Below are 20,708 nucleotides of genomic sequence, written 5' to 3'. Positions count from 1 at the left end.
CTCCTCTGCGACATGTTGTCAGGCCCGCGCCGGAAAGGTGCGGGCCGTTTCGTTTCATTTTCGACATCACATTGTAAAGGACAGACAGATGAAACGGTTCGCCTCTCTTGCCGCGCCCCTCGCCGCGGCCCTCCTGCTCGGCGCCGCTCCGGGCTTCGCGCAGACTGCCCCGGTGCCGGGGCAAGAATTCCTCCTGCAATGGGATCTCGATGGCGATGGTGGCGTCACGCTGTCCGAAGCCCGCGAGCGGCGCGGCGACATCTTCACGATGTTCGACGAGAACGAGGATGACGCCTATTCCGCAGCGGAGATCGCCATGATCGACGAGCATAAGGCAATGGAGCGCGCGGTCGGCAAGGGTCCGGGGCATCAGATGCCAGAAGGTATGGGGCAGGGGCCCGGCAAGCATCAGGGTCAGGGCCGCGCGATGCGCTCGGGGCACGATGTCCCGGCCGCCGAAGGGCTGCGGGCCTTTGATGCGAATGGTGACGGGGTAATCTCGCGCGTGGAGTTCGTGGGCGGTACTGATCGGTGGTTCGCGATGCGCGATCGCAACGGGGACGGCGTGCTGACCAGCGCCGATTTCGGCCCACGGACCTGACCCGGACCCTTTAGGCGAAGCCTCGCCGATGTCAAAAGACGCCCGCCTGTCAGCGATGACAGGCGGGCGTTTGCATGAGAGGCTGGGAAAAAATCACGGGGGAGTGAGCATGGGGATTTCACGCAGGTTCTTCGTCTCGGGCGCGGCCTTGGCATTGGCGGGCTGCGGCGGCGGGCCGGGCGGCAAACAGGCCAAGCTGATGCGTCCGGCCGTGTTGTCCGCCTCGAACTACCGGGCGAGCGGCATCCCCGCGCGCTTCGGCGATACCGATCCGCATGACTGGGAAGGTCTGGCGCCGGCCCGGTTGCCGGTCCACGGGATCGACGCGGCGCGCTATCAGGGCGAGATCGACTGGCGCCGAGCGCGCGCAGCTGGCGTGTCCTTCGCGTGGCTCAAGGCGACCGAGGGCGGTGATCACTCCGATCCCGGTTTCCACATCAACGCGACCCGCGCGCGGGCAGCGGGCGTGCCGGTGGGGGCGTATCACTTCTATTATTTCTGCCGTTCCCCCGAAGAGCAGGCGGATTGGTATATCCGCAACGTGCCGCGCCGGCGGGGGGATCTGCCGCCTGTGCTGGATATCGAGTGGAACCATACCTCGCGCACCTGCCAGCGCCGCCCCGCGGCCCACGTCACCCGCGCCGAGATGCACCGCTTCCTCGCTGCTTTGACGCGTCATTACGGCACGAAACCGGTCATCTACACGACGATCGACTTCTGGCGTGACAACGACCTGTCGCGTTTCTCGGGCTACGAGATGTGGCTGCGCTCGGTCACCGCGCACCCGATGGAGCGCTACCCCGGCGCCGATTGGAGCTTCTGGCAATATAGCGGCACGGGCGTGGTGCCCGGCGTGCCCGGAACGGTGGACATGAACGCTTTCGCGGGGTCTCCGGGCGCGTGGCAAAGCTGGCTCGCCCGGCGGGCGCAGCGGGCGTGACGGGGGCACCTCGCGGGCAGCGGGGATGAAAAAGGGCGACTTGGAGCCGCCCTTGTCATGAGTATAAGCCGTCCGACCGGTCAGGCAGCAGAGTTGCCTTGTCCAGGCAGATAGCGCAAGAGGTCGCGCTGCTCGAATGTCGCGCCTTTGTTCGGACCGAAGGTGAATTTCGCGCCGATGGAGATGAAGTCCGAAGCCCCGCCATAGCCCATGTCGAGGTGGCCGACAGTACCGTTCAGCGTGAAGGCGTCCTTCACACGGTAATCCATCCCGAATGACACGCGGTTGGTGTTGAGGTACGAGACGTTGAAGTTGTCGAGGCTCGCGTTGAAATCGATCCGGTCATTGAGCGTGTAGAATATCCGGAATGTGAGAAATGAATGTCCTCCGAAGCTTGTGCTTCGGAGGACACATGTCTTTCTGAACTGGCGCGGTCGCTTACTGTAGCGAGCGGACGTGGACTTCGCCCTCTTTGCGGCTCTTGATCGCTGCGACGGCGGCGATCGAAGCGGCGGCGGTGGTGAAGTAGGGAATCTTGTCATAGAGCGCGACCGCGCGGATGTCGCGGCTGTCCGAGATCGCCTGACTGCCATCGGTGGTGTTGAAGACGAGGTCGATCTCGTCGTTCTTCAGCCGGTCGACGATGTTCGGGCGGCCCTCATAGACCTTCAGCACCTTCTCGCTTTCCACGCCATGCTCGGCGAGCCAAGCGGCGGTGCCGCCGGTCGCGACGATGGTGAAGCCCATCGAGATCAGCGTGGCGGCGGCCTCGGCCAGATCGTCGGTCTTGTTGGAATCCTTGATCGAGAAGAACACGCGACCGCTTTCAGGCAGCACGGTGCCCGCGCCGAGCTGGGCTTTCCAGAAGGCCGACGGGAAGTCGCGATCCCAGCCCATTACCTCGCCGGTCGAGCGCATTTCCGGGCCGAGAAGCGTGTCGACACCCGGGAAGCGGGCAAAGGGCAGCACGGCTTCCTTGACCGAGAACCACGGCGTTTGCGGATCGGCCAGCGTCAGCGGATCGGCGAAGGGCAGCGGCGTGTCGGGGCCGACGCCTTCGGGGTAGGGCGGGCGCGCCGGGAAGGCCGACAGCTTCTCGCCCGCCATCAGGCGCGCCGCGATCGAGGCGATGGCCGAGTCTGTGGCTTTCGCGACGAAGGGTACGGTGCGCGAGGCGCGCGGGTTCACTTCGAGCACATAGATCTCGCCGTCCTTGATCGCGAATTGCACGTTCATCAGGCCGACCACGTTGAGGCCCTTGGCCATCTTCTCGGTCTGCACCTTCAGCTCGGCCACGATCTCGGGGCTCAGCGAGTAGGGCGGCAGCGAGCAGGCGGAGTCGCCCGAGTGGACGCCGGCTTCCTCGATATGCTGCATGATGCCCGCAACATGGACGCTTTCGCCGTCGCAGAGCGCATCCACGTCCACCTCGATGGCGCCCGCCAGATAGCTGTCGAGCAGCACCGGGTTGTCGCCCGAGACCACTACCGCCTCTTTGATGTAGCGCTTGAGGTGGTCGAGGTCGCGCACGATTTCCATCGCGCGGCCGCCCAGCACATAGGAGGGACGGATCACCAGCGGATAGCCGACGCGGCCCGCAATCTCGAAGGCCTGCTCGTCGGAGCTGGCAATGCCGTTGACCGGTTGCTTCAGGCCCAGCCGGTTGAGCAGGTCCTGGAACCGCTCGCGGTCTTCGGCAAGGTCGATCGCATCGGGCGTGGTGCCGAGGATCGGGATGCCTTCGGCCTCCAGCGCGTTTGCGAGTTTCAGGGGCGTCTGGCCGCCGAATTGCACGATCACGCCGTGCAGCGTGCCGTTGTCACGCTCCACCCGCAGGATTTCGAGGACGTGCTCCAGCGTCAGCGGCTCGAAATACAGGCGATCCGAGGTGTCGTAGTCGGTCGATACGGTCTCGGGGTTACAGTTGACCATGATGGTCTCGTAACCCGCGTCGGTCAGCGCGAAACAGGCGTGGCAGCAGCAATAGTCGAACTCGATCCCCTGGCCGATCCGGTTCGGACCGCCACCGAGGATGACCACTTTCTTGCGGTCGGAGGGACGCGCCTCGCATTCGACCTCGCCCATCGCGGGGGCCTCGTAGGTCGAGTACATGTAGGGCGTCTGCGCCTCGAATTCGGCGGCGCAGGTGTCGATGCGCTTGAAGACCGCGGTGACGCCAAGGTTGCGGCGGGCGCGGCGGACCTGCGCTTCGTCGCGGCCAGTCAGCTTGGCGAGACGCGCGTCCGTGAAGCCCATCATCTTGAGATTGCGAAGACCCTTTTCGTCGAGCGGCAGGCCCTTCTTGCGAATCTCGTTCTCGGCCTCGACGATTTCGCGGATGCGGGCGAGGAACCACGGATCGAACGCGGTCGCGTGCTGGATTTCCTCGTTGCTCAACCCGTGGCGCATCGCCTGCGCGATCAGGCGCATCCGGTCGGGCGTCTGCTGCGAGATCGCCTTGATGACGGCGGCTTTCTCCGGCGCGCCGTCGATCTCGATCTCGTCGAAGCCGCTGAGGCCCGTCTCCATCGAGGCGAGCGCCTTCTGCACGGATTCGTGGAAGGTCCGGCCGATCGCCATCGCCTCACCCACCGATTTCATCGCCGTCGTCAGTTCCGGCTTGGAGCCTGCGAATTTCTCGAAGGCGAAGCGCGGGATCTTGGTGACGACATAGTCGATGGTCGGCTCGAAGCTGGCGGGCGTGACCTTGGTGATGTCGTTGTCGAGCTCGTCCAGCGTGTAGCCCACGGCGAGTTTCGCCGCGATCTTGGCGATCGGGAAGCCGGTGGCCTTGGAGGCTAGCGCCGAGGAGCGCGATACGCGCGGGTTCATCTCGATCACGACCATGCGGCCATCTTCGGGGTTGATTGCCCATTGCACGTTCGATCCGCCGGTCTCGACGCCGATCTCGCGCAGCACGGCGATCGAGCCGTTGCGCATGATCTGGTATTCCTTGTCGGTCAGCGTCAGCGCGGGCGCCACGGTGATCGAGTCACCGGTATGGACGCCCATCGGGTCGACGTTCTCGATGGCGCAGACGATGATGGCGTTGTCGGCGCGGTCGCGCACGACCTCCATCTCGAATTCTTTCCAGCCCAGCAGCGACTCGTCGACGAGGATCTGGGAGACGGGAGAGGCGTCGAGGCCCGAGCGGCAAATGCGCTCGTAGTCTTCGCGGTTATAGGCCACGCCGCCGCCGGTGCCGCCCAGCGTGAAGGCGGGGCGGATGATCGCGGGCAGGCCGATATGCTCCAGCTCGACCAGCGCCTGACGCACACCCTCGTTGACGTCATAGGTGCCGTTCTCACGCTTGGGCGAGGATACGATGGTCGCTTTCGGGTTCTCGAGGCCGATCCGGTCCATCGCCTCGCGGAAAAGCTTCCGGTCTTCGGCCATCTCGATCGCGTCACGGTTCGCACCGATCAGCTCGACGCCGAATTTCTCCAGCACGCCCATATCGGCCAGAGCAAGCGCCGTGTTGAGGCCGGTCTGCCCGCCCATCGTCGGCAGCACCGCGTCGGGGCGCTCGGCCTCGATGATCTTGGCCACGACTTCCGGCGTGATCGGTTCGATATAGGTGGCGTCGGCCAGACCCGGATCGGTCATGATCGTCGCGGGGTTGGAGTTGACGAGGATGACGCGGTAGCCTTCTTCGCGGAGGGCTTTGCAGGCCTGGGCACCCGAATAGTCGAACTCGCAGGCTTGCCCGATCACAATGGGCCCGGCGCCGATAATGAGGATTGACGTGATGTCTGTTCTCTTCGGCATGGGAATCCCCTCTGGTCGCTGCGCAAATTGAGGCGCTTTATACGCAAAGGGTCAGGCGTCGCAAGAGGGTCAGGACGCGATAGCCGGGTTGCGGGATGACGCGAAGGCGCGGGCCCAACCCCGCCAAGGCCGCGCGCGGCGAGGGCGCGACCCGATTTCGGCCCGGTGAGGGGATACCCGCCTATTCGGCAGCCAGCCTGTGTTCCTGTTCGTCGTCGTCCCGATAGAGGTAATCGCGGGTCAGCGGCACGTCGCCGACCTCATGGGCCAGCTGGTACTGGAACACGACCTGTCCGCCATGGCGGAAGGCCATCTCCGAGGCCACGAGGTAGAAGCGCCACATCCGGCAGAACCGCTCGTCATAGAGCGCGACCGCCTTGTCGATATTCGCCTCGAACCGATCGCACCAATGGCGCAGCGTTTCCGCGTAATGCAGCCGCCACACTTCGAGATCGGTGGTGATGAGCCCTTCGTGTTCGACCGCGTTCGACGCTTCGGACATGGCGGGGCAATAGCCGCCGGGGAAGATGTATTTGGTGATGAAATCGGCCGTCGCGCCGCCGGGGCCTGAACGTCCGATGAAATGGATCAGCGAGATGCCACCCGGTTTCAGCAACTCGCGGACCTTCGCGAAATATTCCCGGTAATGGGGCACGCCGACATGCTCGAACATGCCGACCGAGACGATGCGGTCGAACTTGTCGGTCACGTCGCGATAGTCTGTCAGACGGATGTCGATCTTGTCTTCGAGCCCGGCCTCCTTCACCCGCTTGCGGGCCAGCGCGTGCTGTTCGGTCGAGAGCGTCACGCCCACCACTTTCGCGCCGAAATCGCGCGCCAGCGTCATCGCCATGCCGCCCCAACCGCAGCCGATGTCAAGAATGGTCATCCCCGGTTCGATCAGCAGCTTCTTGGCGATATGGCGTTTTTTGGCCTCCTGCGCCTCCTCCAGCGTCATGTCGGGGCGCTCGAAATAGGCGCAGCTATATTGCCGATCCTCGTCGAGGAATAGATCGTAGAGTTCGCCCGAAAGGTCATAGTGATGCGCCACGTTGGTGCGGGCCTTGTTGACCGGATTGAACTGCGCGAAACGGCGGCCGAAAAAGCGGCTCGCCTCGCGCGGCTTCTCGAACCATGGCATGCCCGAGCCGGTCTGGTTGCGGATTGCGAGCGCGAGAAATCCGCGCAGGTCGTCATCGGCAATCGTATAGTCGCCGTTCATGTAGCCTTCGCCGACACCGAGGTCGGGCCGCAGCACGATCTTCTTCGTCAGTTCCGGGTTGCTCATGGTAACGCGGACCGGATTCCCGGTGCCGTCGCCATAGCGTATGAGGGTTTCGTCAGGATAGACGAGTTCGAGTGTGCCCCTGCGGATCAGGTGGCGCAACATACGGTCGAGAAGCGAGTCCCAAGCTCTCATGCGGTCTCTCCGGATCGTGCCGGGGCTGGCAGGCTCCAGCGTGTGTCTTCACGACGGTAACCTTTGTGAAATTACCAAAGTTCCCGTTCTCACTGAAGTTAACCGAAAATTTACTCTTTTTCGAGCCACGCGCGCGTGATCGGCTCGAGACGTGCCTGTGTTCCTCCGCACAGCTTGACTTTTGCGCTCTCAACGGGTGTATCGGCGCGACTATACGCAATTCTCGATCCGGGAGCCTCCCATGCATGCCTTTCGCAGCCATACCTGCGCCGATCTGAGCGCCGCCAACGCCGGTGAGACCGTCCGCCTTGCGGGCTGGGTCCATCGCGTGCGCGATCACGGAGGCGTGCTCTTCATCGATTTGCGCGACCATTACGGGATGACGCAGGTTCTGTGCGACGGCGACAGCCCGGCGTTCAAGACGATGGAGAAAGTGCGCTCGGAATGGGTGATCCGCATCGACGGCACCGTGAAACTGCGCGACGAGAGCCTGATCAACCCGAAGATTCCGACCGGCGAGATCGAGGTCTATGTTCGCGACATCGAAATCCTGGGTGAGGCCGAGGAACTGCCGCTGCCGGTCTTCGGCGAGCTGGAATATCCCGAAGAGACCCGTCTGTCCTATCGCTTTCTCGACCTGCGCCGCGAGAGCCTGCATGACAAGATGATCCTGCGCTCGAATGTCGTGAAATCCATGCGCAAACGCATGTGGGACGCCGATTTCAACGAGTTCCAGACGCCGATCATCACCGCCTCCTCGCCCGAAGGCGCGCGCGACTTCCTCGTGCCCTCGCGTCTGCATCCGGGCAAGTTCTACGCGCTGCCGCAGGCGCCGCAGCAGTTCAAGCAGCTGATCATGGTCGGCGGCTTCGACAAGTATTTCCAGATCGCACCGTGCTTCCGTGACGAAGACCCGCGCGCCGACCGTTCGCCCACCGACTTCTACCAGCTGGACGTCGAGATGAGCTTCGTCGAGCAGGAAGACATCTTCAACGTGATGCAGCCGGTGATCCAGGGCGTGTTCGAGGAATTCGGCGACGACCGCACCGTCGATCCGAACTGGCCCCGCATCCCCTATGCCGAGGCGATGCTGAAATACGGCTCGGACAAGCCCGACCTGCGCAACCCGATCGAGATGCAGGTGGTCTCGGATCACTTCCGCGACTCGGGCTTCGCCATCTTCGCCAAGCTGCTGGAGCAGGACGGCACCGAGATCCGCGCGATCCCGGCCCCCACGGGCGGTTCGCGCAAATTCTGCGACCGGATGAACAAATTCGCGCAGGAGCAGGGCCTGCCGGGAATGGGCTACATCTTCTGGCGCAAGGGAGAGGATGGCTCGCTCGAAGGCGCAGGCCCGCTGGCGAAGAACATCGGCCCCGAGCGGACCGAGGCGATCCGCGCGCAGCTGGGTCTGGGCGAAGGCGATGCGGCCTTCTTCCTCGGCGGCGCGCCGTCGAGTTTCGAGGGCGTCGCCGGTCGTGCGCGCAACGTAATCGGCGAAGAGCTGGGCCTGACCGACAAGACCAAGTTCAAGTTCGCCTGGGTCGTCGACTTCCCGATGTACGAGGAAGACGACGAGGGCAAGATCGACTTCTCGCACAACCCGTTCTCAATGCCGCAGGGCGGGATGGAAGCGCTGGAAGGCGACCCGCTGCAGGTCAAAGGCTACCAGTATGACCTCGCCTGCAACGGTTACGAGATCCTTTCCGGCGCGATCCGGAACCACAAGCTGGAGACGATGTACAAGGCGTTCGAGATCGCGGGCTACCCGGCCTCCGAGGTCGAGAAGCGCTTCGGCGGTATGGTCAAGGCGTTCAAATACGGCGCCCCGCCGCACGGTGGTTGCGCCGCCGGCATCGACCGGATCGTGATGATCCTCGCCGATACCGCAAATATCCGCGAAGTCATCATGTTCCCGATGAACCAGCGCGCAGAAGACCTGATGATGGGCGCGCCGTCGGAGCCGATGAACGAACAGCTACGCGAGCTGCGCCTGCGGGTTCTTCCTCAAGAAGACTGATCCCGGCGCTATCGTCCGAATCTAAAAGGCCCCGCTCGGGATCGAGCGGGGCCTTTTTCTATTCGCGTCGGAGGAAAGATGCAGCCGCAGCGGAATGTTTTGCGGCGGGTGCCGTGCCAGCCTCAGGTCGAAGCCCGATCAGCCTTCAGGGTCGTCGTTCCGCTTCTCGTCGACCAGCTTCATCTCCTTCTTCTTACGCGCGACGAATTTCTCGCCGTAATCCTCGATCTCTCTGTCGTCGATCACTTCTTTGGCGCGGCCGAAGATTTCGTCCTCTTCCTCGTCCATGTGGTGGTTGTAGTCGTGCTCCAGCTTGTGGAACTTGTTGAGCCAACCGGGGCTCGCCATGTCCATTTCGTTGAGCTCTTCGAGCAGATCGTCGAGCTCGGCATGTTCCTCGACCGAGTGGCGCGCGGAATCCTGGCCCCAGGTCTTGGTCATCAGCTTGGAATAGAAGGTCTCTTCCTCGGCGGCTGCGTGGGACTTGATGTCGTAATAGAACTCTTTCCACGCTTCGGTGCGCGCGGCGCTGTCGCCGGACGTATCGGCGATCTTCTTCATCAGGGCGCGGTGGTTTTCGTGATCTTGCTTGATGGCGTCGTAGATCGAGCTCATCTGGCGGTCCTCCGGTTGCTTCAACTCGTTTTGGCAACGCGAAGTCTTGCGGGCGGTTCCTCGACCGCGTCAGAATGCCCCGGTCGCCGCGATCCGCTCGTCGAGCAATTCCGTGACCCGGGTCATGTCGTCGCGCGATGGGCCGCCGCGGCGGCCGAGCCTTTGCGCCGCGTCTCCAAGTGCCGCGTCATGCGCCGAGCGGGCGACGCTCGACAGGAAATGCGCCGCATAGGGCAGGGCGGGGAGCGGCATGCCCGCCCCGACCGCGTGCAGGAGGTTCGATAGGCGTTGCAGGTCGTCACGCAGCGCGAGCGGGTCAGGTTCGACCACGAGATCGGCAAGCGGGCGCCACCCGAGCGGGCGCATCTCTTCGGGAAGGGCGGAGAGGATCGTGTCCTGAAATAGCGCAAGGCTCTCGATCGGTTTGTCGAGGAACCCGTTCGCCCCCGCGGCAAGAGCGGCCTCCTTCAGCGCGGTATCGCCCGAGGTGCCGAGGATCACCGGATGCGGGCCGCGCAACCCTCGGATTTCGGCGATGAGATCGCCGCCTGATCCGTCGGGCAGGCCCATATCCACGATCGCGATCGAAGGGCGGTAGGTCTTGAGGTGGCGGTCCGCCGAGGCGAGGCAATCAGCGCGACGGATTCGTGCGCCCGAGCGCAGACACAGGAGACGCACCGCTTCGGAGGCGAAGCGGCTGTCCTCCACCAACAGCACCGTCAGTCCGGTCAGCGGACGCTCCGGCGTCGGAGTGCGGGTCGGGTTCGGTATCGTGTCGCTCATGGCGGCCCCCAGTCGATATGGAAATCGTCGGATTCTCGAGATTCGGCAGGTCCTCTCCAGTAAGGGGCAAAGTGCCTAACACCGTGTTAACGCGAACAGGGGCATCCAGGCTTGCGCGAACCGATGCGCCCCGCTACCCCTTGATCCATATCACCGGAGGAGACCCAGATGATCGGACGCCTGAACCATGTCGCCATTGCCGTGCCTGACCTCGAGGCGGCCTCGGCCAAGTATCGCGACACGCTGGGTGCCAATGTTGGCGCGCCGCAGGACGAGCCCGATCACGGCGTCACGGTCGTCTTCATCGAGCTGCCCAACACCAAGATCGAACTGCTCTACCCGCTGGGCGAGGACAGTCCGATCAACGGCTTTCTGGAAAAGAACCCCGCGGGCGGCATCCATCACATGTGTTTCGAGGTGGAGGACATCCTCGAGGCCCGCGACAAGCTCAAGGCGGACGGCGCGCGGGTTCTGGGCAGCGGTGAGCCGAAGATCGGCGCGCATGGCAAGCCCGTGCTGTTCCTGCACCCGAAAGATTTCAACGGCTGCCTGATCGAACTGGAGCAGGTCTAATGAGTCTCACGGGCGGCATCATTCTCTTCGCGGTGATCTGGTTCATGATCTTCTTCATGGTCCTGCCGGTTCGTCTGAAAACGCAAGGCGATGTGGACGAGGTCGTGCCGGGCACTCCCGCAGGCGCACCGCACGAGGCGCATCTGGGCGCGAAGGTGAAGATCACAACCGTTGTCACCATCGTGCTATGGGCGGTCATCGCGGCAGTGCTGCTGTCGGGGATCATCACTTTGGAAGATATCGACTTCTTCGGGCAGTTGCGCCGCTGACCGCGCCGGGAACCGTATCTGATCAGCCGGGTTGGGGGGCTGAAAGGAGCCTCCCATGACACCAAACTGGTTTACCGTTCTGAGCTGGTTATCGCTTGCTGTAGGCGTGCTCTCGTTCATCTATCTTCTCGTGCAGGTGCGTCGAAACCCGCCTCACATGGCCATCATGGCGTGGGTCTGGCCGATTTGCGGGCTGTTTGGCGGACCACTAGTAATCTGGTTGCACAGTCGCTTTCCGGGCCATGGTAATGCGCCCTTCCCGGTCTCGGTCGCGAAGGGGACACTGCATTGCGGCGCGGGCTGCACCTTGGGTGACATTCTGGCCGAGAACCTCGCGCTCGCCGTTCCAGTGATTCTGGTCGCGTTCGGCTGGCCGGATTTCTGGGGGCACAAGATCTTTGCGGTCTGGGGGCTCGATTACGTCTTCGCCCTCGCGATCGGGATCGTGTTCCAGTATTTCTCGATCGCCCCGATGCGCGGGCTCGGGCTTGGCGAGGGACTCAAGGAGGCGGCGAAGGCCGATGTGGCTTCGCTCACCTCGTGGCAGATCGGCATGTACGGTATGATGGCGATCTTCCATTTCGCCGTGTTCAAAGGGCTCTGGGGCGCGGAGATCAACGCCGCCGACCCGGAATTCTGGTTCGCCATGCAGATCGCGATGATGGCCGGTTTCGTGACCGCCTACCCGGTGAACTGGCTGCTGATCCGCAAGGGCATCAAGGAAGAGATGTGAGCGGCGCCTCGGCGCCGCCCCTTATCCACGGCGACCGGTGATCGCGTGGAAGAGGTGGGTGAAGCCTGCGGCTCCCAGCACCGGCACGAACAGGTTCACCAGCGGGATCGACAGCGGCACCGCCATCAGCGCGCCCGCGGCCCAGATCGTGACCTTGTTGCGTTCGTAAAGTTCGAGCGCCGCCTCGCGTTCCATCCGCCGGAAAGCTGCCATCTGGAAGTATTCACGCCCCAGAAGGTAGCCGTTGAGCCCGAAGAACATCAGCGGCGCAAGCGGGATCACGAAGGGGTAGATCATCAGCGCGATGATGTTTGCCGCAAGGATCACGCCGAAGAAGCGTACGGTGTCGCGCATCCCTTCCGCGAAGGTGAGTTTGCGCACCGGCGGCAGCGTCGGGTAGTGGACGTCCTCCACCATCTCCGCCACGTCTTCGAGGAAGAAACCGGTGAAGGCGGAGGCCACGGGCACCATCAGGAAGACCGACGCAAAGAGGATCACCCCCGCCGAGACGATCGACAGCGCGGTGTCGATATGGCCGATCTCGCCGATGAAGGGCAGCGAAAAACTGTCGGGGATCAGCCAGCCGATCAGCATCACCATCGCGGCATAGATCGCAACCAGAAGGCCCAGCGACAGCGCCACGCCGAAGCCCACGACTTTCATCGCGCCGGGCCGCAGCAGGTCGGTCCAGGCTTTCAGATAGCTTGAAATGATCATTCCGAAATCCGCGTGGTGATCGCGTCGAGGTCGGGGCGGGGGCGTTCGGGCGGCGTCACGCCTTCGGTACCCAAGTGGATGAAGCCCGCGACGCTTTCGCCGTCCTTGAGGCCCAGCATCTCGCGCCCGAAGGCCTCGTCATGCGCGGCCCAGCCGGTCAGCCAGTTCGCGCCCCAGCCCGCCGCGAGTGCCGCGTTCAGAAGCGACAGGCAGACCGCGCCCGCCGAATAGAGTTGCTCGACCTGCGGAACCTTCTCGCTCTCCTTGGGTGAGGACACTACCGCGACGCAAAGTTGGCTGTCATGGAACTGCTTGCCGGCCTTCGCGATCTTCTCATCGGGAAGGCCCTGTGCTTTGGCGCGCGCCTCGGCTTCGGCACCCAGCCGCTGCGCGGCCTCGCGCGTGATGGTGATGAAGCGCCACGGCTCCAGCTTGCCGTGATCGGGAGTGCGCGCGGCGGCCGTCAGGATCTCGCGCAGCGCGGCCTCGTCGGGGGCAGGAGCCTTGAGGGTTTTCGCCGGGCGCGACCGGCGGGTCAGAAGGAAAGCCATCGCCGCGTCATTGCGCTCGGCCGGGTTCACTTCGGGCAGTTCAGTCATGAAAATCTCCGTCTGTTGCGCCAGATATCGGGCGCTCGGCATGTGATTGCAACCGCAGCATGGGCAACTGTCTTGTATGCGATCGTGCAGCGCCTATGCTGCGCGACGATGACGGATCTCAGCCACCTCGCAATTCCTGGCAACGAAATCGCCCTGCGCGTGACGCCAAAAGCGTCGCGCAACGAGATACGGGTCGGGGAAGAGGGGCTTCGGGCCTATGTCACGGTCGTTCCGGAGAACGGCAAGGCCAATGCGGCGGTCGTCAAATTGCTGGCAAAGGCGCTAGGTGTGGCGAAGTCGCGGCTGACGCTGATCCGGGGCGAGACCGCGCGCGACAAGGTGTTCCGTCTCGATTGAGCGGGCGCGCGGGGCCGGCCAGGCCCCTCAGCCGTCCTCGGCGGTGCTGTCGGTCTGCTTCAGGCGATAGACGCCTTCGGGCAGGTTGAGCGCCGCCGCCAGCTCCCGCAGCTGGGCATGGCTGAAGGTGATCGTCTGCACCTGCTCGGTCTGCTCGTCGAGCTGTTCGACCACCACGCAATCCTCGAAAGAGCTGATCGTGATGTCTTCCTGCAAATAATCGCGCGGATCCGCCCCCTCGTCGACAAGGGTGATCACGGTCGCGTCGAATTCGTGTTCGATGGTAAACATGACCTCATGCTAGCGCGGCTTGCCGATCCGAAAAAGCGAAATCACGCCGCCGCTTGCGGGAGAGTACGTGGAGGACACTAGGCGGCTGCGGGCCAAGTCGTTAAGCTGGGACAAATCCTGTCTCTGGGGTGTTTTCCCGTCGATGCCTTCCGCCCGTTTCCTTCTCGTGACCCTCTCGCTCGCCGCGACGCTGCTGTCGGGCTGCGTGCCGACCATGGCGCCGATGCAGCCCGTCCCGGAGAGCGAGCTCTCGCCCGAAGCCAAGAAGCGTGCCGAGGTGGCGGTGACGCGGCTGGTAGATGTCGGCGAGCGCATGGAGCCGCAGATCGAGTCGGAATGTCGCAAGCGCACGCGGAACCTCAATTGCGACTACCTTTTCGTGGTCGATGACCGGCTCGATCTCGACGCGAACGCCTTCCAGACCATGGATCGTTCGGGTCGTCCGGTGATCGGGGTGACACTCGCGATGATCGCCGAGGTGCGCAATGCCGACGAGCTGGCCTTCGTGATCGGCCACGAGGCCGCGCATCACATCGCGGGCCATATCGCGGCGCGCGAACGCGATGCGGCGGTGGGGGCGGCTTATCTGGGGCGTGCGGTGCAGGCACAGGGCGCCGATCCGCTCACGATCCAGCGCGCGCGGCGCATCGGGGCCGAAATCGGTTCGCGACTCTATTCCAAGGATTACGAGCTTGAGGCCGACCGGCTCGGTACGATCATCACCTGGGATGCGGGCTACGACCCGCTCAAGGGCGCGCAGTTCTTCCTGCGGTTGCCGGACCCGGGCGACAAGATGCTGGGTTCTCACCCGCCCAACCAGCTGCGCTTCGACGTGGTGCGAAATACCGTTGCCCAACTGCGTGCGGGCAAGATCCCGGCGGGCAGCTGAGGAACCCGCCCAAGGTCTGCGGGCTTGAGATTTGAGAGAAAGGCCGCCGGGAAAGGCGGGTCCGGGACGCGGGAACAGGGGACGGGGACGAAGAACCTATGACAATCTTTTCGCGACTGCGCTGGCGGCTCAGGGTTATCCTGCGCGAGATCTGGGTGCGGGTGACGGCCTTCGGCGTGCTGGGGATCGCGACCGCGCTGGGATCGGCGGGCTTCGGCTACCTCGTACCCGCGGATATCGGCTACAAGATGGGCGCGGGCTCGGTGGAGCCGATCCTGAAGATCATCGCCACCGCGATGCTGACCGTCACGACGTTTTCGCTGCAGATCATGATCACCGCGTTCAGCTCGGCCCAGACCGGAGCCACGCCGCGCGCGATCAAGCTGATGCAGACCGACCGCGTGACCCAGAACGTGCTGGCGAGCTTCATCGGCTCTTTCGTCTTTTCGCTGGTCGGGATCATCGCGCTCGAGACGGATGTCTATGACGACTCCGGGCGATTCATCCTGCTGGTCATCACGCTCGGCGTGGTGGCGATGGTGGTGATATCGCTGTTGCGCTGGGTGCAGCATCTGAGCGAGTTCGGACGGCTCGGCGATGTGATCAGCCGGGTCGAGGACGCTGCGAGCACGGCGCTGAAAGCGCGCTGCGAGCGGCCGTGGCTCGGCGGCAAGGAATGGGAAGACCCGCCCCCCGGGGTCTTCGGGATCACGTCGACGCGGACCGGCCATGTGCAACATGTCGACATGGGGGCGCTGCAAAAGGTGGCCGCGACGCATGACTGCCACATCTGGCTTTGCGGACGGACCGGCGAATTCGTCCACGGCGCATCCGATCTGGTGCGATGCGACGCGCTGCCGGGCGACGCCGAGACCCGCGAGGCGATCGAGGAGGCCGCGCGCGACGCCTTCACCATCGACCACGCGCGCGATTTCGACCAGGATCCGCAATTCGGCCTGATCGCGCTGGCCGAGATTGCCTCGCGCGCGCTTTCGCCGGCGATCAACGACCCCGGAACCGGTATCGATATTCTCGGGCGTCTGGTGCGGGTGCTGGCCGATTGGCATCCACCGAAGAGCCCCGATTGCGTCTTCGACCGCGTCTATGTGCGCGCGGTGACGCCCGAGCAGTATACCGAGGACGCGTTCGCCGCGATCGCGCGCGACGGAGCCGGGCATCTGGAGGTCGCGCTGCGCCAGCAGGAGGTGCTGGAAGCTCTGGCCGAGATGCATCCCGCTCATTTCGGCCGTCCCGCCGCACATCAGGCGCTGCGCGCAGCCGCCCATTCGCAATCCGCGATGACCTTGAGGCGCGACCGCGCGGTGATCGCGGAGGAAGCGCAGGCGCTGGCGGCGCGCTTTGCTCCCGATCTGGACTGTGACGTCGGCCATGACCTCGACAGGGACAGAGCGGACCGCGACGCTTGATCTGAATCATATCGAAATCACGGCCCCTGCGGCAGAGTCGGCCCATCACCGGGATGACTGTTTCAAGGGAGGCTGCCATGACCGCTGCCAAGCACCTCAATCGCCATGCGTCTATGATGAACCGCATGGCCCAGCAGATGGGCGGCGATCTCAGCATGGAGATGGCCGCCGGGCGGCTCAGCGGCGAAGCATGGAAAGACGCGCTGATCCGCTGCACCAAGTGCCGCGAAGCCGGGGCCTGCCTGCTCTGGCTGGCCGAGCACGATCCGCAAATGAACCCCGCGAAAGCACCTCCCGCCTATTGCGAAAACCGCCTGATGATGACGCGTCTGCGCGCGACCATTGGGGCTGAACCCGAAGGAGTGGAATGATGGGAATGCAAAGCGATGTCGATCTGAACTTCTGGGTGACGCGCGGCATGGCGCGGCGTCTCGGAGTGAACATTTCCGAAGCGATGCGTGACGGCTTTCTCACACAAGCCGACTTTGCCGAGATGATCACAACCTGTGCGACCTGCGGGCGCACCGAATTCTGCCTCGCTGTTCTGGCCGAGAAAGGTGAGGGGCCGCAGGCCATCCCGACGGATTGCCCGAATTACGACGTCCTGACGTCTCTGCGCGCTCTCCAGTGAAAGGGCACGTCGTCCGCGCGCGTCGCTTTCGCCTTTCCCTCGCCTGCCTTTGGTTATCTGATGGGACGGCAGCAGGCTGAAAGGGAGCGCGCGCATGGCACGGATTTACGAGGATAACTCGCTCAGCATCGGAAATACGCCGCTGGTGCGGCTCAACCGCATGACGGAGGGCGCGGGCGCGACCGTTCTGGCCAAGATCGAAGGGCGCAACCCGGCGTGGTCGGTGAAGTGTCGCGTTGGGGCGAACATGATCTGGGACGCGGAGGAGCGCGGCGTGCTCGGCCCCGGCAAGGAGATCGTCGAGCCGACCTCGGGCAACACGGGGATCGCGCTGGCCTTCGTCGCCGCGTCGCGCGGTATCCCGATCACGCTGACCATGCCCGACACGATGAGCATCGAGCGGCGCAAGCTCCTGCTGGCCTATGGCGCGAAGCTGGTGCTCACCGAAGGCGCGCAGGGCATGAAGGGGGCGATCGCCAAGGCCGAGGAGATCGCGGCCTCGGATCCCGACCGCTACGTGTTGCTGCAGCAGTTCAACAACCCCGCGAACCCCGAGATTCACGAGAAGACTACCGGCCCGGAGATCTTCGAGGATACCGATGGCGTGGTCGATATCTTCGTCGCGGGCGTCGGCACGGGCGGCACGATCACTGGTGTCTCGCGCTATCTGAAAAAGGAAAAGGGCCTGCCGCTGATCTCGGTCGCGGTCGAGCCCGAGGCGAGCCCGGTTCTGACGCAGGCCCGCGCGGGCGAAGCGCTGCACCCCGGTCCTCACAAGATTCAGGGCATCGGCGCAGGCTTCGTGCCAAAGGTGCTCGACATGGATCTCGTGGACCGGATCGAGCAGGTCAGCAATGATGAGGCTATCGAGACCGCCCGGCGGCTGGCGCGCGAAGAGGGCATATTGGCAGGGATCTCCTGCGGCGCGGCGGCTGCGGCAGCCCTCCGCCTTGCGCGCGAACCGGAGAATGCGGGCAAGACCATCGTCGTCGTGCTGCCGGATTCGGGCGAGCGTTACCTGTCTTCGGCGCTGTTCGAAGGGATGTTCGACGAGGCCTGAGTGGTGGTCTTTGCCGCCTCCAGCAATGCTGCCACCAGCTTCTGCGGGCGGTAGTTCAGGTCCGACGGCGTCAGCCCCATCCGCACCACGACCATATCGGCCGAGGGGATCACGGTGACAGTCTGCCCGTCATGCCCCTCGAGCCAATAGGTGTCGGCGGGCAGGCCGAACCGCGCGTCGTCGCCCGCTTTCTGCTGATCGCTCGGCCCGGCGAGCCAGATCATGCCCTGTGCATAGACCCCGTCGGTCGGCGCGGGCGCATGCATCCGCTTTACGAACGCGGCGGACAGCAATTGCCGCCCCTCCCATTGGCCGTCCTGAAGCAGAAACTGTCCGAACCGCGCCCAGTCCCGCGCGGTCGCGTAGAGGTAGGAGCTGCCGACGAAGGTTCCGGAGGCGTCGGTCTCGAGCGTGGCCGAGTTCATCCCGAGCGGACCGAACAGCTTGCGGCGCGGCCAAGCGAGTGCGGTGGAGGTGTCGCCCACCGCGTTTTGCCAGATGCGCGACAGCAGGACTGCGGTGCCGCTGGAATAGCTGAAATGCGTGCCGGGCGGATGATCGAGCGGCTGCGACGCTGCGAACTTCGCCATGTCCGGCTCGAGGTAGAGCATCCGCGTCACGTCCGAGACGTCACCGTAATCCTCGTTGAAATGCAGCCCGCTCGACATCGACATCAGCTGCGCGACAGTGATCTTCGCCCGGTCGTCGCCCTGCCATTCGGGCAGTAGATCGCTTTGATCCATCCGCAGCTTGCCCGCCTCGATCGCGGTGCCGACAAGGGCGGCGGTGACGGTCTTCGTCATCGACCAGCCCAGAAGCGGTGTCTTCGCATCGAAGCCATCGCCGTAGCGCTCGGCCACGAGCTGACCGTCCTTGATCACCACCACCGCGCGCATCCCCGGCCCGGTCAGCGCATCGTTTTGCAAGACATCGGCAAAGCGGCCTTGTCCCGTCAGTTCGGTCTTCGATCCCGCGGGCCAGAGGGCGACGCTCTTGCTCGGTCCCGGCGCGGGCGGGGCGGCCTGTTCGCGGGCGTCGGCCAGATCGCCGTCGGGGAAGGTCGCGCAACCGAGGCCCATGCGTTGCTCCGCTGTCGTGGGCGCGATGATCCCGGCGAAAGCCGCCCAGACGCGGCCCGCCCGACGATCGGGGCTGACCCAGAAGGCGCGCAGCAGCGGATTGCCTGGCGCCTGCACATCGGTTTCGAGAACCTCGTCGGGGTCGCGGTCCTGCAGGACCAGCGCCGAGCAGGTAATCTTCGCGCTATAGCCCGCGCCGACGCGTAGCAGTTCCGGAGGCACGATGATCGCGTAAATCACAGCCGCCATGACAAGCAGGCCAATCCCGCCGAGCACCGCTTTCCATCCGCGCATCCTGTCCTCCGCTCCCGTGCGCTTGGATCAAGTCACGCGCCCGTTTTTTACTCGCGCGTTAGTTTTGGCAAACAGCGCGGGCTTGCCAAGAGGGCGAGTGCTTTCTCGACGTAAGGTCACCCTGTTGTGAGTTGCGAGGTCGGCGGTCATGGAAGCGACGTCAGAAGTGCCCGCAGCTTCTCTGCTGCGGCGCTTAGCGTCGGTTCGTCGAAACCCGCGTACCCGAGCAGGACGCCTTGCGGCGGGTCGGGCAGGCGGGCGTGCGACGACAGAGCGGGCAGGGTAAGACCGGCCGCCTTCGCGCGCTCGGATATCGCGCGGTCGCCGGCGGGCACGAGGGCCGGGCCGAGACCCGCGCAGAGATGCATTCCCGACGGATCGGGCTGGAGCCGGAGATATTCCTCGAGCCCTGTCAGCGCGTTCAGAAGGTGGCGCTGCCGTTTCGCGTAATGGCGCCGCATCCGCCGTAGATGGGTCGCGAATTCGCCGCTCGCCATGAAGCTCGCCAGCGCCGGTTGCGGTACCATCGAAACCCGCGGCCCTGTCGCGTCGATCGCCGCCCGCATCGGCCCGACAAGCCGCTCGGGCAGCACGATATAGCCGATCCGCAGCGCCGGGCTGAGCAGTTTCGAGAAGCTGCCCATGTAGATCACGCGCTGCAGCCCGTCGAGCCCCGCCAGCGCGGGCAGGGGCTGGCCGCGATAGCGGAATTCGCTGTCGTAATCATCCTCGACGATCAGCGCATCATGGGCACGCGCCCAGTCAAGAAGCGTCAGCCTGCGGGTGAGCGGCATCGCCGCCCCGGTCGGGAAATGGCGCGAGGGGGTGATGATGACGGCGCGGGTGCCGGTCGGCAGATGTACCGGGTCCAGCCCTTCGGCGTCGATCCGCACCGGGTGCTCGTTGAGGCCGCTGGAGGCCAGCACATGGCCCATCGTCGCCCAGCCGGGATCCTCGGTCGCGATCAACCCGCCGGGGGCGATCGCACTACGCGCGATCAGGTCGAACCCGTCCCATGCGCCGCCGGTAATCACCACTTGTTCCGGCGCGCAATCGAGGCCGCGCCACGCCGCGAGGTGGTCGCGGATCGCCAGCCGCAGCGGCGGCCAGCCGAACGGGTCGGGCCGGTCCAGAAGGGTGGGATCGGGGGTGCGCCACGCGCGTTCGAGGTGGCGCGCCCAAAGCCTGTGCGGGAACAGCGCCTGATCAGGCAGGCCGGGCTGGAAGGGCAGCCAAGCTGGCGGAGGCGCCCCTTGCGCGGCCCTTGATGCTTTTCGCGGGGTAGGAGGAACGAGATGGGGCAGATCCTCGGCGACATAGGTGCCGCCGCCGGGGCGGGTGCTCAGGTAGCCCTCGGCGATCAGCTGATCATAGGCGGTGGTCACTGTCATGCGCGAGACCGACAGCTCCTCGGCCAATGCGCGGCTTGGCGGCAGGCGCTCTCCGGCTGCGGCGGGATCGGCGCGCATCATCTCGCGCAGGACATGGGTCAGTTGCGCATGCAGCGGCAGACCGGAGTTTCGATCCAGCGAGAGACCAAACAGGGCGGTGTTTAAATTGGACTGCTGCATTTTTGCGAAACTGGACATGTTTTCCGATCCAGTAGGCCGCTATCGCTGAGGGCACAAGTCAGACATGAGGC

At 64.6% G+C, this 20,708-nt stretch carries 22 protein-coding genes; 12 read left to right on the top strand and 10 right to left on the bottom strand.

The window, feature by feature from the left end:
• Positions 1-88 precede the first annotated feature (88 nt).
• Together DEM26_RS01190 and DEM26_RS01185 are read left to right on the top strand one after the other, a co-directional pair.
• Positions 89-601: a calcium-binding protein gene (locus DEM26_RS01190; RefSeq protein WP_109171525.1), complete on the top strand. Its 513-nt coding sequence runs from the start codon at positions 89-91 to the stop codon at positions 599-601.
• Positions 602-710: 109 nt separating this feature from the next.
• A complete protein-coding gene (locus DEM26_RS01185; protein WP_199224614.1) occupies positions 711-1,541 on the top strand; it encodes a glycoside hydrolase family 25 protein in 831 nt (276 codons plus the stop codon).
• Positions 1,542-1,621: 80 nt separating this feature from the next.
• Here DEM26_RS01185 and DEM26_RS01180 read toward each other — a convergent pair whose 3' ends face one another.
• From DEM26_RS01180 to DEM26_RS01170, 3 genes are all read right to left on the bottom strand, one after another.
• Positions 1,622-1,810 (bottom strand): hypothetical protein, encoded by a 189-nt coding sequence (locus DEM26_RS01180; protein WP_109171524.1) that lies wholly within the window; start codon positions 1,808-1,810, stop codon positions 1,622-1,624.
• A gap of 169 nt (positions 1,811-1,979) precedes the next feature.
• Complete coding sequence (gene carB, locus DEM26_RS01175) at positions 1,980-5,309, bottom strand: carbamoyl-phosphate synthase large subunit (protein WP_075774121.1); 3,330 nt, start codon at positions 5,307-5,309, stop codon at positions 1,980-1,982.
• 181 nt (positions 5,310-5,490) lie between these two features.
• Positions 5,491-6,729, bottom strand: a complete 1,239-nt coding sequence (locus tag DEM26_RS01170) for an SAM-dependent methyltransferase (protein WP_075774122.1) — start codon at positions 6,727-6,729, stop codon at positions 5,491-5,493.
• Positions 6,730-6,970: 241 nt separating this feature from the next.
• Between DEM26_RS01170 and aspS the strand changes: the two genes are divergently transcribed.
• A complete protein-coding gene (gene aspS, locus DEM26_RS01165) occupies positions 6,971-8,749 on the top strand; it encodes an aspartate--tRNA ligase (RefSeq protein WP_075774123.1) in 1,779 nt (592 codons plus the stop codon).
• A 138-nt stretch (positions 8,750-8,887) separates the two neighbouring features.
• On the opposite strand, the gene DEM26_RS01160 is transcribed toward aspS, so the two are convergent.
• Positions 8,888-9,364 carry a hemerythrin domain-containing protein gene (locus tag DEM26_RS01160; protein WP_109171523.1) on the bottom strand — a complete coding sequence of 159 codons (477 nt, stop codon included), beginning with the start codon at positions 9,362-9,364 and terminating at the stop codon, positions 8,888-8,890.
• 69 nt (positions 9,365-9,433) lie between these two features.
• The gene (locus DEM26_RS01155; RefSeq protein ID WP_109171522.1) at positions 9,434-10,147 is read right to left on the bottom strand and encodes a response regulator; all 714 of its coding nucleotides are present in this window, start codon (positions 10,145-10,147) and stop codon (positions 9,434-9,436) included.
• Between the two features lie 168 nt (positions 10,148-10,315).
• Here DEM26_RS01155 and mce point away from each other — a divergent pair, with 168 nt between their 5' ends.
• From mce to DEM26_RS01140, 3 genes are read left to right on the top strand one after another with little or no spacing between them, the layout of a single operon-like run.
• On the top strand, positions 10,316-10,720 hold the full coding sequence (gene mce, locus DEM26_RS01150) for a methylmalonyl-CoA epimerase (RefSeq protein ID WP_075774126.1): 405 nt from the start codon (positions 10,316-10,318) through the stop codon (positions 10,718-10,720).
• Complete coding sequence (locus DEM26_RS01145) at positions 10,720-10,989, top strand: DUF1467 family protein (protein ID WP_075774127.1); 270 nt, start codon at positions 10,720-10,722, stop codon at positions 10,987-10,989. The genes mce and DEM26_RS01145 overlap by 1 nt, the downstream gene beginning before the upstream one ends.
• Positions 10,990-11,044: 55 nt before the next feature.
• Positions 11,045-11,722, top strand: a complete 678-nt coding sequence (locus DEM26_RS01140; RefSeq protein ID WP_075774128.1) for a DUF4396 domain-containing protein — start codon at positions 11,045-11,047, stop codon at positions 11,720-11,722.
• Between the two features lie 21 nt (positions 11,723-11,743).
• Here DEM26_RS01140 and DEM26_RS01135 read toward each other — a convergent pair whose 3' ends face one another.
• A complete protein-coding gene (locus tag DEM26_RS01135; RefSeq protein ID WP_075774129.1) occupies positions 11,744-12,439 on the bottom strand; it encodes an EI24 domain-containing protein in 696 nt (231 codons plus the stop codon).
• Positions 12,436-13,038 carry a nitroreductase family protein gene (locus DEM26_RS01130; protein WP_088719770.1) on the bottom strand — a complete coding sequence of 201 codons (603 nt, stop codon included), beginning with the start codon at positions 13,036-13,038 and terminating at the stop codon, positions 12,436-12,438. Before DEM26_RS01130 ends, DEM26_RS01135 begins: the two co-directional genes overlap by 4 nt.
• Positions 13,039-13,146: 108 nt before the next feature.
• Between DEM26_RS01130 and DEM26_RS01125 the strand changes: the two genes are divergently transcribed.
• On the top strand, positions 13,147-13,395 hold the full coding sequence (locus tag DEM26_RS01125) for a DUF167 domain-containing protein (protein WP_075774333.1): 249 nt from the start codon (positions 13,147-13,149) through the stop codon (positions 13,393-13,395).
• 27 nt (positions 13,396-13,422) lie between these two features.
• On the opposite strand, the gene DEM26_RS01120 is transcribed toward DEM26_RS01125, so the two are convergent.
• Positions 13,423-13,686, bottom strand: a complete 264-nt coding sequence (locus DEM26_RS01120) for a hypothetical protein (protein ID WP_088719646.1) — start codon at positions 13,684-13,686, stop codon at positions 13,423-13,425.
• 67 nt (positions 13,687-13,753) lie between these two features.
• Between DEM26_RS01120 and DEM26_RS01115 the strand changes: the two genes are divergently transcribed.
• The 5 genes from DEM26_RS01115 (at position 13,754) to cysK (ending at position 17,693) form a co-directional block, all read left to right on the top strand.
• Positions 13,754-14,575, top strand: coding sequence for a M48 family metallopeptidase (locus tag DEM26_RS01115; RefSeq protein WP_233242985.1), 822 nt, complete (start codon positions 13,754-13,756; stop codon positions 14,573-14,575).
• A 98-nt stretch (positions 14,576-14,673) separates the two neighbouring features.
• On the top strand, positions 14,674-16,002 hold the full coding sequence (locus DEM26_RS01110; RefSeq protein WP_109171521.1) for a DUF2254 domain-containing protein: 1,329 nt from the start codon (positions 14,674-14,676) through the stop codon (positions 16,000-16,002).
• Positions 16,003-16,079: 77 nt separating this feature from the next.
• Positions 16,080-16,373 (top strand): DUF6455 family protein, encoded by a 294-nt coding sequence (locus tag DEM26_RS01105; RefSeq protein WP_075774134.1) that lies wholly within the window; start codon positions 16,080-16,082, stop codon positions 16,371-16,373.
• The gene (locus DEM26_RS01100) at positions 16,370-16,633 is read left to right on the top strand and encodes a DUF6455 family protein (protein WP_075774135.1); all 264 of its coding nucleotides are present in this window, start codon (positions 16,370-16,372) and stop codon (positions 16,631-16,633) included. Before DEM26_RS01105 ends, DEM26_RS01100 begins: the two co-directional genes overlap by 4 nt.
• Positions 16,634-16,727: 94 nt before the next feature.
• On the top strand, positions 16,728-17,693 hold the full coding sequence (gene cysK / locus DEM26_RS01095; RefSeq protein WP_088719649.1) for a cysteine synthase A: 966 nt from the start codon (positions 16,728-16,730) through the stop codon (positions 17,691-17,693).
• On the opposite strand, the gene DEM26_RS01090 is transcribed toward cysK, so the two are convergent.
• Positions 17,648-19,066, bottom strand: a complete 1,419-nt coding sequence (locus tag DEM26_RS01090) for a serine hydrolase domain-containing protein (RefSeq protein ID WP_075774137.1) — start codon at positions 19,064-19,066, stop codon at positions 17,648-17,650. The two genes, cysK and DEM26_RS01090, sit on opposite strands and share 46 nt — an antisense overlap.
• A gap of 146 nt (positions 19,067-19,212) precedes the next feature.
• Positions 19,213-20,655, bottom strand: coding sequence for a MocR-like pyridoxine biosynthesis transcription factor PdxR (gene pdxR / locus DEM26_RS01085; RefSeq protein ID WP_109171520.1), 1,443 nt, complete (start codon positions 20,653-20,655; stop codon positions 19,213-19,215).
• Between the last annotated feature and the right edge of the window lie 53 nt (positions 20,656-20,708).

The organism is Thioclava sp. NG1, from assembly GCF_003122275.1.
GTDB lineage: Bacteria > Pseudomonadota > Alphaproteobacteria > Rhodobacterales > Rhodobacteraceae > Thioclava > Thioclava nitratireducens.
The sequence above is the reverse complement of the archived record's forward strand: the minus strand, read 5'-3'. Positions and strand labels throughout refer to the sequence as shown.